This window comes from Mangrovibacterium diazotrophicum (assembly GCF_003610535.1).
Taxonomy (GTDB): Bacteria; Bacteroidota; Bacteroidia; order Bacteroidales; family Prolixibacteraceae; genus Mangrovibacterium; species Mangrovibacterium diazotrophicum.
Map to the genome: position 1 here is coordinate 605076 of NZ_RAPN01000001.1, position 12841 is coordinate 617916.

Below are 12841 nucleotides of genomic sequence, written 5' to 3' on the forward strand. Positions count from 1 at the left end.
AGTAGTCAAGTTACGACATCCTTGGTATAGTGTCAATACTATTGAACAAATAGCTACAACAAATTAAAACATTCAATATCAGACATGAATCAGGAATATAAAAAGAAAGGCACCTGTTAAGTGCCTTTCTTTTATCAATTGATTGGAATAATTTATTGTCGTGTATCTGATTGCAGGATGGCCTCGATGGCTTTATTGATATCCAACGAAGCTGAGGCTTGTCGCGGTGGGAAATCCTGGAAACTTTCCAGGTGCTCGGTCAGCGCGCCAATCGCAGGCTGGAACACCCAGGATTTATGCATAATCAATTCGAACGCGTAGATGTCGTCATATTTTTCAAAAGGGTCTTTTCGTAGATTGAAAAGTTGTGGCATTGTACGCGGCACCATGTTATCGAAATAACGTTGCTTTGTTGCAAAATGCATTTTCCACGGGCCAACACGCATGGCTGTCAGACTGGATTCGTAATAATAGAAGAAGTAGTTGCGGGCCGATTTGTCGGTTTTTCCTTCCCAGTAATCCAGGTTGTTAAAACCGTCGATATGTACTTTATAAGTCATATCCCCAAATTTCTTACCCTCCTTCAGTTCTTCGATAATATCGGTATCGCCCACTGCTGCCATCACCGTTGGCAAAACATCTTCATGAGCCGAGATGCCATTGCGAATCAAACCAGCAGGTATTTTTCCCGGCCACCGAACCATGAATGGTGCACGAACACCACCTTCATAAGTGGTCATTTTTTCACCGCGGAACATCGTTACACCGGCATCGGGCCAGGTACTTTGCTCTGGTCCGTTATCCGTTGTGTAAATCACGATGGTGTTATCGGCGATTCCCAATTCGTCCAGGTAGTCCAGAATTTCACCAACCTGTCCGTCATGCTCCATCAACCCCGAACCAAACAAGTCCATATCGGTACTAATTGGTGTGGCCAGATTGCGGTGTTCTTCTTTCAGGTGTGTGTAAACGTGCATGCGGCTGGTAGCATGCCAGATAAAGAACGGTTTACCAGCATCGTGTGCCCGTTTGATAAAATCTTCGGTTTTGGCAACCAAAGTATCGTCGAAACTTTCCATCATTTTCGAAGTCAGCGGGCCAAGGTCCTTCACTTTTTGTTTGCCTACAACGCCAAAGCGTGGATCTTCTGTTGAGTCATACTTATCAGATGCAAAAGACTGGATAATCCCGCGAGGGCCGTATTTGTTGTAGAACTCTTTGGTTTTCGGATAGTCAGCTTGCTCTTCTTCTTCCGACACGTTCAGGTGATACAGGTTTCCGTAGAACTCGTCGAAACCATGAACTGTCGGCAAGTGCTCGTTGCGGTCGCCCAGGTGGTTTTTACCAAACTGCCCGGTCATGTAGCCCATCGGCTTCAGCAACTCGGCCAGCGTTGGGTCTTCTTTTTTCAAACCAAGCGGGTTACCGGGTTGGCCGACGGTTGTTAGCCCCGTACGAACCGGTTTTTGGCCGGTAATAAAGGCCGCACGACCAGCAGTACAACTGGGCTGCGAATAGTGGTCCGTAAACAAGACGCCCTCTTTAGCGATGCGGTCGATATTTGGTGTTGGGTACTGTAGGCCTAAACTGTAACAACCTAGCGAGTTTGGGGCGACGTCATCAACCATGATGACCAAAATATTGGGTTTGTCTTGCGCAAAGCCGGTTAAGCTGAACGCTACAAGCAAAAGCCCGAAAAAAAGAATCGAGAAAGGTTTTCTGTAACTCATAACTTTGTGTTTATAATTTGTGAAAATCAAATTCTTCCTTGTTCCACGTACAAAGCAGTATGTTCTCCTCTCTTAACTTCCAATTCGAAAAACGGGGCGCAGCAATATTTCCCGGGAATTAGGAACAACAGGTTCGTTGTTCGCTAATCAATTTACAACATTCTTTTTACAGGACATATCGTTAAATAACGATTTTTTACTCTCTGTTTACGATTATTTAGCCGTATAGACGGCATAGCCATTTCAGGTTTTAATTGAATCCAGAAGAATAAAATACTTATTTTCTGTTGGTTATCGCGAATTTTTCATTTTAAATCCGAAACGATAATTATAGGAAAGCAGCAACGACTTTCGATTGCCGATGAAGCCCACTTCGCCGCGAAACTGGTGGTGCTTGTTTAGCTGGTATTGACCACCGACAATCATGTTCCACTTTTGCTTCGGACTTTTTCGGATTCGGTAGTGAATCATCCCCGAACCGTCGGCAGCTTCCAACTTATTCACAATGGGGGTCAGCGTTTTATCAGCCAGCAGTTTTTGTGCAATGGTGGCTTCATTATCGTACCAGTTCCAATAGGTATCTACAATTTCATCGCGCTTCTCCCAGGTTTCCGTCGGGATCACGCTGGCCAAAGGAATATTCCCTTCGGTGACTCCGCCCATATTTACGCGCATGGTACCGACCCACCAGGCCAGGTTCGAACCGGGCTTCTGCGACACCTTGAAGGCACGTCCCACCCGCATCGAAAATATTCCGGTCTTCACCGGTTCCTTAAAATTGCTCATGTTTGTCCACACCCAGTTGCCATCGAGCACAATGAAGTATTTCCCCAGTCCACCGGCTCCCGTAACACCAAATCCAAGGCTGGTTCCCTCCAGCTCAGCAACCGTTTTCATTTGGATAGGATAAGTCAACTCGACTGTGGTTTCGGCATAGGCTTTCCCGAATATTCCATAAACATCTAAAAAAGGCAACACCCAGAGATCGGGCCTAACATTGATCGACGTGGCCTTTGCATTCAAGGTTCCAAATTCAATGAGGTCGGTCAAATCAGTGACGGGTACGTCGGGTATCATTCCCTCGGAAAAGCCCACAGCCACCTCCGGAATAACAATATCCTGCTTGGCGGTGAAGAAATTGAACATCCCGCCCCAGGGATAAGGCATATCAAATCCTTTATCGTAGGCCTTATCGCCCAAAAGCGGGAATCGGTACGGATACTCCGTGTGGATCGTGTCACCTTTATGAAGGCTGGAATACTGGGCCGACACACACGTTGAAAAAAACAAAAGGAGTAGAAAAAGGACGATCCGATTCACCGGATGAAATACCCTTGCAGAATTAATTTTCACCATACTGCCGATTTTTTTCGTTCAAACGTTCCTACAAGTTATGACAAAAGCAGTTACCGGAATAGCACTCTCCGCCGATACTTGCTAACCGGTGTTTGTTCAAAACACCTCATTGATACCGAAATAGAAGCCACCGGCACCATATTTGCCAAACGCGTAGTCGATCGCCAGATTCGCCCGCGACTTCTTGTTGATCATCACGCGAAGTCCCGTTCCGTAGGCATAATCCAGGTATTTAAAAAGATTGATGTCGGCGCCGCGGTTACTGGCGGTTGTGGTATTCAGGAAGACGACGCCACCAAATGTTTCCTTATTTTTCTGAAGCGGGAAACGGTACTCCACCTCGCCGTACATCAGATCCTCCCCACGAAAACGCCCCTGTGTGTATGCCCTTCCCGACCGCCCAAACTGATCCCAGCCCAGCGCCGGCAAATCCATGTACGGCACTTCTCCCGAAGTCACAAACCAGCCGTAAGTCCAGAAACCAATCAGGTGACGCGGACGCTGTTCATCCAGGTGGAGGTAATCGCGGTATTCGAGCCAAAGCATGGTCGAGCTCTTGTCGCTGCCGAAAAATTTCGGGTTCACCCTCAAATTGACATAGGCGTAGCGGCCGCTATACGGATTCACGGCATTATCGCGGCTATCCAACAGCGCATTCAGAGAAAGCCCCGACACCGTGTATTTTTCGGCCGAGAAACCCTTATTCGTTTGATAGGCATAATGGCTGGTGACTGTCGGTTCTTCGGAGTCCAAATCCAGCAAATTATCTTCTATTTGGGAATGAATGTCGAGGTGATAGCCCAACCCCAGAAAGTAGCGGGTATCCTCAATCCGTTTCAGCACGGTCTCGTGGAAGCGCAAATAATGAAAGTCCATCATCTGCGCATCGGGAATGGCTTTCGAAAACTGTCCTTCAGCGTATTCAATTCCGGTGCCAACCGGTTTGCCCGATTGTGGCCCGGTTCCCAGTCCGTAGGTGGGTGCCGACGAAATAAAGTAGCGCCAGTCGCCCATCAGGTTCCAGCGGTCGCCATCCAGAAAAACATTGGTTTTTGCGGTAAACAGAAACTGATGTTTGGTGGTGTAAATTAACGTTCCCAAACCCGACGAAATACTGGTGCTATCCGGACTTCCCATAAACCAGCTAGCACCGGGAGCCACTCCCAGCAGCCAGCCATTCGTTGGATTATAGGCAATAGCCGGTAGCGGTATGATGGAAAGGTTCTTTTCCGACTTGTCCTTTTTCTTTTTTTCGGTGTTCTTGTCTTTCGCCCATGCAACAGCGGTTGCCAACAGCAAAAGTACCAGTAGCGGTAGTTTTTTCATAAGCGGATTTTTGGGTTTTGGGATGAACCGACAACGGATGGAGACCCCAAAAACCGCTGCCTTTTCGAATCGCTTCTTTAAAGGTATGGAATTCAATCCGAACCGGCTTTCAAAAAAAACAACATAATTTAATTGAAATGCCGTTTTTAGTTTGAAGCCGGAGAAACCCTTTCAAAAATCCGCTTGCAAATTTGATATGCTGAAACTACCGGTTAGCATCAATTGCCGCTAGCAGGCTTGGTGAAATGCTCCAAAAACATTTCGTTTACCGGAACTGCCAAACCGTGTTTTTTGCCCAGCGCCACAATTGTTCCGGCAAACAAATCCACCTCGGTTGGGCGTCCGGCTTTTACATCCTGCGCCATCGACGGGCTCTCGTCCGGGGACAGTGAATCGATAATCTTCAACCAATAGGCGATGTCGTCGCCGGAAATGCCTACACCTTCGCGCTGTCCCACTTCGATTACTTCCTCCATGGCGGCAAGCATCATTTCGCGGGGTTTTCCGGGTTGCTGAATGAGCTTATTCGTGGCATTGAAATAGCCGACAGTCTGGTTAACACCGACATTAATCATCAGCTTGCTCCACAATTTATCGTGCATCCGGTTGTTGATTTCGTAAGGCAAGTCCACCTGATCGAAAAAGCTTTTGACCCGCTCCACCTTTACTGAGTTTTCGGTCGCATTCAATTCGCCAAAACAGAGTATTCCTTTGCTTTTGTAGCTCATTTGGTTGCCCACTTTGGCAGCTGTCATTCCCTGTGCCACGCTGTAAAGCAAATGCTCTTTACCGTACACCGCGCCGATCTCTTCCTCGCTGACTACTCCGTTCAACACCGAAAGAATGATAGTATCCGGACCAACATGGCCTTTGACCATCCGGATGGCTTCCGGCAACGTAGTATATTTCACGGCGAAGATGATTAAGTCAGCCGGTTCAACTTTTTCCTCCGGTGTTACATAGTTAAAATCGCAGGCTTTCCCATTACAAAAAATGCCTTCGCTTTTGTAGCGGTCAACACGATCCGAATCTGCAATGATGCGCAAATCATCGGCCGGCATTTTCCGTAAAAAATGTTCGCCGTAAAGGATACCCAAAGCACCTAAGCCAATAATCGAAACTTTTTGAATTGGTTTATTCATTATCAAGATCTCCATTCCTATAAATTAGAAGTTCGGTGCAAGGAAAGTCGTTTGGATGACTGATTCAATCAGTTCGACCGTAAATTTAGCAAAATCGTAGGTTCGAGAGATACATCAGAAGCGATGACTAGCCCAATAAACACAGGCTTAATATTTGAATTGGCAGCTTCTTCCAAAAACAAGTCAGGGAATGGCATAAAACGCCCCAAACACCGCTAGAAGATTGTTAACTCATCAAAATGAATGTAGATTTTACCGGTGACCAGTTTGGTCGAGTCTGCACGTTCAATCTGATCCGACTTTCCCAGAAATTTCAGGGGCACCGAAAACTTACTGGTCTCGAAAGCGACTTCTGTCTCCGAAGGGAATTTATCTTCTAAATAAGTGTGATTTAAGGTGAAAATGCCGGCATCGCGGGTAGTCAGCACCACCTGGTCAATGCGCGGCTCGTTTTTATTGATTTGCAAATCAGCCGTTACCCAATCGCTTTTAGCATCTAGCGAAACCAACTTGTATAAATGCTCCTCGCCGCTTTCTCCCATGTCAATCCAATGAACTTCCAAGCTCAGCAAGTCGTTAAACTGGCGCATCAGCCCTTTCTTTGGTAACAGAATGAGTCCTTCCCCTTTTATCTTGGGTGCTTTCCCGTTCTCCCCTTTTATCTCGATGGTTTTATCGGGAGCCTTTATTCCGGGAACATCCACTCGAAGCGTCACCACTGCTTCAAAACCATTGGGCATTGCATAACGCTGCTTCAGCTGCTCCAACACATCCGGTTGTGCGAAGGCCGCTAAACTGCAGTTAAAAAGCAGAAATATAAATAGAAGATATTTGATCATTCGGTAATTTTTAGTCGGTTAAAACGCCAAATTGAAACCACGATACAAAGCAGGGAAAACAAGACCAACCAGGACGCCGCGAATACAATATTTGCCCAATCGGGCGTGGTGTAAAAGAACAGTTGCCATTGTGCCAGCTGATAAGTAATCAGGAAATTCTCCCAGCCGTGAAACAGCCCGGACGCCAGGGTTTGCAACAAGGTGCTGATGACGATCGCCCCCAAAGTAATGAGGATGGTAACCAGCGACCGCCGCGTAAAAAAGCTAACCGTAACTGAGAAAACAGCCAAAGCGCTCATTCCCAGAAATCCGAAGGCAAAAGCAGCCACAAAACGCCAGGGCAACACCGATTCTTCCAAAATCTGCAGGCCATTAAACAGCACAACAAGATCGCCACCACCAAACAACGAGAAGCTCGGCAGAACAGTAAGCAACGACCAAAACAGCACAAACAAAAACACAAAAGCGATGGCGGTAAGATGTTTTGCCAGCACGAGCGACGAGCGCCGGATTGGACGAGTTATAATCAGCCGAATCGTGCCGCTTTCCAGTTCCGAACTAAATAAATCGCCGGTAACGATAATTATTAAAATGGGCACATGAATCCAAAGCGTGTTCAGCGTAAAATAAATGACCAGCCAGGCATTCAGCAAACGACCTTCGAGAACGAAATTTGCTTTCAACGCTTGTAAAAGGTAATCGATCGCAACTTCGCCTTCGCTTTTTAGTCCCCAAAAAATGAGTAGAACAAGTACGCCAACCAGCGCCATGCTCAGGTATGTGCGAGGTTTGTAGAGCAATTTGTGCAGTTCAAAATTAAGCAGTCGCATCATTGGCTATTTCCATGTATTTATCGTGAAGAATACTTGAGCGTTCAATTTTGAAAGGAACCAATCCGGCAGCGGTTAGTTGAAGAAGCAACGACTCCGTCTCGGCAATTGTAGCATTAAGCTCCAATCTGTTATCCACCCGTCCCAATTGTCCAAAATCTGACGGCAATTGAGGCGGTAGTTCCCGAAAATGCATCCGAACATGCTGCCGATTGCTGTTCACCACATCCATGGTTCCTGACAACTGGACTTTCCCTTTATTCAGCAGCACAAAACGATCAGCAACGGTCTCCATATCAGCCAGCAGGTGCGTAGAAAGAACGATGCCTTTGCCCGCCTTTTTCAGGTCCAACAAAAGTTCCAACATCTGATCTTTTACTTCCGGATCGAGGCCGTTGAAGGGTTCATCCAGTATCAGAAACGGACGGTCGTCGGCCAAAATCTGGGCGATTCCCAAGCGCTGTTTCATGCCCCGCGAGTACTGTTGCACTTTTTTATGGGCATCCCGGCTCAAGCCAACCCGTTCGAGCAATTCGTCGACATGCGCTTTTGCACCGGTTAAGCCATTCAGCAGTTGCAGGTTTTTCCGGCCGCTCAGGTAGCCGTAAAAATCGGGTGACTCGAGCAAATAACTGCAATAATCCCGCAAGCCTGCAAAGTTGGCCAGCTTTCGGTCATCTACAAACACCTGTCCATGGTCAGCCCGAACCAAACCGGAGAGAATTCGGAAAGTAGAACTTTTGCCAGCGCCATTTGGTCCAATTAAGGCCGTAATCTCCCCAGATTCCAGTTGCAGTTCAACCCCATCCAGAATCTTTCGTCGTCCGTAGTGTAAATTGATGTTTTGTGCTTTGATAGTCGTCACCAGTGAAAATATTTGCTTGGATAATAATGAACGAAAAACGTGGTTGCCCAATACCCCTTGGTCAGCAACAAACCGGGCTTTTTTAAAATCGGTGTCGGTAGAATATGATACCAACGATAGCCCAGCTTTTTGAAATATTTTTGAGTTTGCTCTGCGTAACTCAATTGTTTCGCCGCTTCCCAAACGGCATCGCGCTGGCAACGCGAATGCGAAAACGGCCCCAGCAGTAAAGCTCGGAATCCGTGCAGATACAATAAATCTTTCACTTGCTTGTAGTTTTGATAGCGACTATAGGCGTCCAGTTGGGTGGTCACGACTAAAGTTGCAAAAAGCAAGGTCGGCAGAATATGCCAACTCCAATACCAATGTTCTGCCTGTAACAAACGTTTCAAAAAGACCGAGGTCAAAAATAAACTGATCAGGCAAAAGAGATGGAGCATCCGCCCGGCATTCAGAAAAGACAGGATCTTTCTGAATAAAACATACGAAATGGGGACACCAGGTTGTTCTTGCTTAAACATGGTAAATTTCGAATCGCTTTGGTTTAAGATCGCAGTAACTAAGTCTCGCAAAAAAAAGATAAACCATTTACCGCTCTTAAACAATAATTCCGCAGAGAACTATATCAGCCATTGTTCTTTTTGTCTCAATAATCTTTTCGTTGTTCAGTTACAAAACATTTATTGGAATGTGGCGGGTATAAAAAAACCCCTATCCTCGCGGACAGGGGCATCGATTGATTGCAGATCGGTAGTTTTAGCACGTGGGAAGGGACTAAAACGAGATCCAATCGATATCTTTCTTCAATAGATTCAAAGTTTCTTCTTCACGCGAACCGGCTTCCGGCTTGTAGTCGTAAGTCCACGATGCCATTGGCGGCATGCTCAGAAAAATCGACTCTGTTCGGCCGTTCGATTCCAACCCAAATTTGGTACCACGATCGTACAACAGGTTGAACTCGACGTACCGGCCTCTTCGCAGGTACTGCCACTTTTTTTCGCTCTCGGTGAACGCTTTATCGCGATTGGCGTTCAGCAACTGCACGTAAATACGCGGATATGCTAAAGCTAAGTCCTTGGTATAAGCAAACAACTGCTCAAAATCCGAATCGCTTGCAGCCGGCTTATGATCAAAAAAGATACCACCAACGCCTCTTGTTTCAGCACGATGTTTCAAATAAAAATAGTCGTCGGCCCATTTCTTAAAATTCGGATAATAATCGGCGTCGAAGCGATCGCAAACTGTTTTTAGTTCGCGGTGAAACCAAGTGGCTTCCTTTTTATCGACATAATGAGGAGTCAGATCGATACCGCCACCAAACCAGGCAACGCCCGAACTGAGTTCGAAATAACGGACATTCATGTGAGTGATTGGCGCATGCGGGTTTCTGGGATGAATGATCGACGAGATTCCACTGGCAAAATATTCCTGTCCCTCATCGATGTTCAATGCCTTGCGCATGCTCTCGCTCACCGGACCATTCACCGCAGAGAAGTTCACCGCTGCCTTTTCGATCGCGTGTCCGTCCTCGAAAACCATGGTAAAACCTTCGCCAATTTCCTTTGTCCAATGGTCGGTCATAAATTTGGAGCCACCATCTGCTTGCTCCAAAATACTACATATTTTTTGCTGTAAAGCACGGTAATCCGCTGCTACTTTGTCTTTTCTCATCGTCCTGTTTACACCTTTTTGCTGACTAGAACAGCCATTTCGCGACCTTGTTTAATCCGGTCCGCCATTCCAATACCATCACGCAGATTGCCAGCCAAATAAAGCCCCGGGAACTGATTCTCCAGTTTTTCCACCGCTTTCAACTTGGCTTCCGACTCAACGCCGTATTGCGGAATTGCATGCTGGTATCGGTTAATAACGATCAAATCCGGATTCCATTTTGTGAGCCCCAACATTTCTTTTAGTTCAGCCTCAACAACAGCCTTTAACTCGTCATCGCTTAATTTCACCATCTCCGGTTTACGTACTCCTCCCAAGAAAGTTGAAATCAGGGCCCCACCCTCCGGGGCACGTCCTTTCAGAAAAGATGACAGGAACAAAGCACCCAGCACGCGGCGATTCTCGCAAAACGGCACCAATCCACCAAAGGCCTTGAGTTCCGTTCCTTCCCATTGGCGAAATCCAACCGACACCTGTACAACCTTGGCATAAGGCAATTCGGTGATATCAGCCAGATCTTGTGCAGGTAAAAAAGGAAATATTTCAGGTAAGGCCCAGGCACCAATTGTTGAAATAACCCGATCGAACGGCAACTCCACCTGATTGCCGTATGATAGCGAATAGCCCGATTTGGCTTGTTTAATTTGAATATTATGTGCGTTTAGAATGACGTTCTCTGCTCCGATTTTCTGCACCAAAGCATCAATCAATGTTGAAAGTCCACCCTGCATGGAAAACACCTCGCGAGTCGCTTTCTTATCACGATCCGATTTGGGTTCTTTGGCTTTCTTCATGCTGCCGCCAATAAAACTGCCGTAGTTCTGCTCCAAATTGTAAAGTTTGGGCAAAGCGTATTTGGTAACCAGTTTTTCCGGGTCGCCCGAATAAATTCCGAGGATGAACGGATCAACAGCATATTTCAGAAAGCTTTTTCCCATCCGGCGACGTACAAGGTCGGCCAGCGATTCGTTGGGATCAGTTCCCGGTTTACGGAAAGGCTCTCCCAATAGACGAAGCTTGTCGCCAAAGGTAAACAGCGGTGTCGTTACGCCACCAATCAAGCCGGAAGGCAGTGCCACCCAGCGGCCTCCTTTCCAGATCCAGCGGTATTTGGCATCTTCATCTGCAATTTCCAACCGACAAAGATCACTCAATTCTTCAATCAACTCCGCGGCTTCGGGCGATCCCAAAACCCCGGTACTCGGGCCATTCTCATATACAAAGTCATCTTCGCGACAGGTCTGAATGACTCCGCCTGCACGATCAGCTTTTTCAAAAACCGTTACATCAACACCTTGTTTTCGCAAGTAATACGCCGTGGTTAAGCCCGTAAGTCCGGCTCCAATAACAGCAACTTTTTGACTCATCAGACTGATTTTGAAAATTTGCGATTCGGATCACCAACGTGGATATCGAAAATGGCGGCAATGTTCCGCAATACGAAGCGTCCCAGGTCGTAGATAATAATTTCGTCGTCGTTGTATTCGAGCAGATTGTCAGCTACAAACGGATCGAGTTTCTCATTACTGAAATTCAGCAGTTTTTTGATCTCTTTCGGATCCTGGTTAAAATAGGCCCCAATCTTCGTCCACGACAAATATTGATTACACATAATTTCGTTGATGATCTGGCGAATAACTTTCTCGGTCGGTGTCAGCGAATAGCCTTTCACCACAAGGAATTCACCTTTATCAATGTATTCGAGGTATTCTTTCACAGTGCGGGCATTTTGTGCATAAACGTTCTCCAACTGGCTAATTCCGGTTACGCCGAAAGCATAAACCTGCCCGGTCGTTTCGCGGGTACAATAGCCTTGGAAATTTCGGTGCAATGTGCGTGTTTGCAGAGCTTTGCTCATATCATCCTCAGGACGGGCATAGTGATCCAAACCGATCGGCACATAGCCCGCGGCTTTCATCTGCGCCCAGGAAGTTTCAAACATTTTCACTTTCTCATCAGCTGAAGGCAAACCATACTCTTCCAGCTTTTGCTGCGCTTTTTTCACCCAAGGCACGTGTGCGTAGGAAAATGTCACCAAACGATCCGGCGATATCTCAATCGCACGGGCAATTGTTTGAGAGAATGATTCACCGGTTTGAAACGGTAAACCATAAATAAAGTCGAGGTTGACAGACATGCCCGGATGCGATTTGATCATCTTAACAAGATCTTCAATTGGAATGACGGGCACTTCGCGATGCACTGCATTCAGCACATCCTCGCGAAAGTCCTGCACGCCCATACTAATGCGGTTAAACCCGAACGAAGCCAAATCGGCAATGTACATTTCATCCAGCGAAGCAGGGTTGCATTCAATGGCAATTTCCGGTTTGTCGATAAACTCGAACTCAGAAGTCAGAATGTCCATGATTTCGCCGATTTGTGACGACGGCAACGCGTTCGGCGTTCCTCCGCCCCAATGAATCTGCGAAACTTTCCGGCTTTTGTCCAGCAGTGGACGAATCATGCGAATTTCTTTTTTCAACGCATCAACATAACTACGCATGAGCTCACGATCGCGCGTGATGTGCGTGTTACAGCCACAATACAGGCAAAGCTGGGTGCAAAACGGAACGTGTATGTAAATGGATATATTCTCCGGTTTTTCCCCGTTCGATTGCTCCACCGCTTTCAGGTAATCGGCTGTGCCAAAAGAATCTTCAAAAAAGTTAGCAGGCGGATAACTGGTATACCGGGGCACCGGAACATTATATTTCTCAATCAGGTCGACAGGTATCTTCATAATTTGTCAAATTAAATAGGCTTAAATCTCCGCAAACGCATAAACAGCAAGCGAAATGCGGTAGTTAGGCTGTTCTGAATGGGCTTAAAAATAGGAAAAATAAAAGAGACAGGGAAAGACTTTACTGAAGATAAAAATTGAGATGAATCAAGCTTTTTAGCCCAAAATAAAAACTATTGCGGCACAGAATTATGAAGATCAAGACCGATGACAAACACTTATGATCCAAATACTGACGGGTTGTATCATTTTTATTGCGCCATTCGTCACAATAAGCAGACTCTAAAAGAGAGGCGGACTATTCAACAGAGAACATGTGCTTTCTAAATTATCAAAAAG

General features: G+C 46.4%; 11 protein-coding genes. All 11 read right to left on the bottom strand.

Annotated elements, in window-relative coordinates:
• Positions 1 to 152 precede the first annotated feature (152 nt).
• On the bottom strand, positions 153 to 1730 hold the full coding sequence (locus tag BC643_RS02650; RefSeq protein ID WP_120271619.1) for an arylsulfatase: 1578 nt from the start codon (positions 1728 to 1730) through the stop codon (positions 153 to 155).
• 291 nt (positions 1731 to 2021) lie between these two features.
• Positions 2022 to 3086: a hypothetical protein gene (locus BC643_RS02655; RefSeq protein ID WP_147377117.1), complete on the bottom strand. Its 1065-nt coding sequence runs from the start codon at positions 3084 to 3086 to the stop codon at positions 2022 to 2024.
• Between the two features lie 96 nt (positions 3087 to 3182).
• A complete protein-coding gene (locus tag BC643_RS02660) occupies positions 3183 to 4412 on the bottom strand; it encodes a BamA/TamA family outer membrane protein (RefSeq protein WP_120271621.1) in 1230 nt (409 codons plus the stop codon).
• Between the two features lie 218 nt (positions 4413 to 4630).
• Positions 4631 to 5569, bottom strand: coding sequence for a ketopantoate reductase family protein (locus BC643_RS02665; protein WP_211337955.1), 939 nt, complete (start codon positions 5567 to 5569; stop codon positions 4631 to 4633).
• Between the two features lie 200 nt (positions 5570 to 5769).
• Entirely contained in the window at positions 5770 to 6393 is a 624-nt protein-coding gene (locus BC643_RS02670; RefSeq protein ID WP_120271622.1) for a hypothetical protein, read from the bottom strand.
• Complete coding sequence (locus BC643_RS02675) at positions 6390 to 7226, bottom strand: ABC transporter permease (RefSeq protein ID WP_120271623.1); 837 nt, start codon at positions 7224 to 7226, stop codon at positions 6390 to 6392. Before BC643_RS02675 ends, BC643_RS02670 begins: the two co-directional genes overlap by 4 nt.
• On the bottom strand, positions 7210 to 8088 hold the full coding sequence (locus BC643_RS02680; protein ID WP_170154431.1) for an ABC transporter ATP-binding protein: 879 nt from the start codon (positions 8086 to 8088) through the stop codon (positions 7210 to 7212). The genes BC643_RS02675 and BC643_RS02680 overlap by 17 nt, the downstream gene beginning before the upstream one ends.
• Entirely contained in the window at positions 8085 to 8609 is a 525-nt protein-coding gene (locus tag BC643_RS23365; RefSeq protein WP_170154432.1) for a hypothetical protein, read from the bottom strand. The genes BC643_RS02680 and BC643_RS23365 overlap by 4 nt, the downstream gene beginning before the upstream one ends.
• A gap of 253 nt (positions 8610 to 8862) precedes the next feature.
• The gene (hemF, locus tag BC643_RS02690; protein ID WP_120271626.1) at positions 8863 to 9759 is read right to left on the bottom strand and encodes an oxygen-dependent coproporphyrinogen oxidase; all 897 of its coding nucleotides are present in this window, start codon (positions 9757 to 9759) and stop codon (positions 8863 to 8865) included.
• A gap of 8 nt (positions 9760 to 9767) precedes the next feature.
• Complete coding sequence (hemG, locus tag BC643_RS02695; RefSeq protein WP_211337956.1) at positions 9768 to 11126, bottom strand: protoporphyrinogen oxidase; 1359 nt, start codon at positions 11124 to 11126, stop codon at positions 9768 to 9770.
• On the bottom strand, positions 11126 to 12502 hold the full coding sequence (gene hemN, locus BC643_RS02700; RefSeq protein ID WP_120271628.1) for an oxygen-independent coproporphyrinogen III oxidase: 1377 nt from the start codon (positions 12500 to 12502) through the stop codon (positions 11126 to 11128). Before hemN ends, hemG begins: the two co-directional genes overlap by 1 nt.
• Positions 12503 to 12841: the final 339 nt, after the last annotated feature.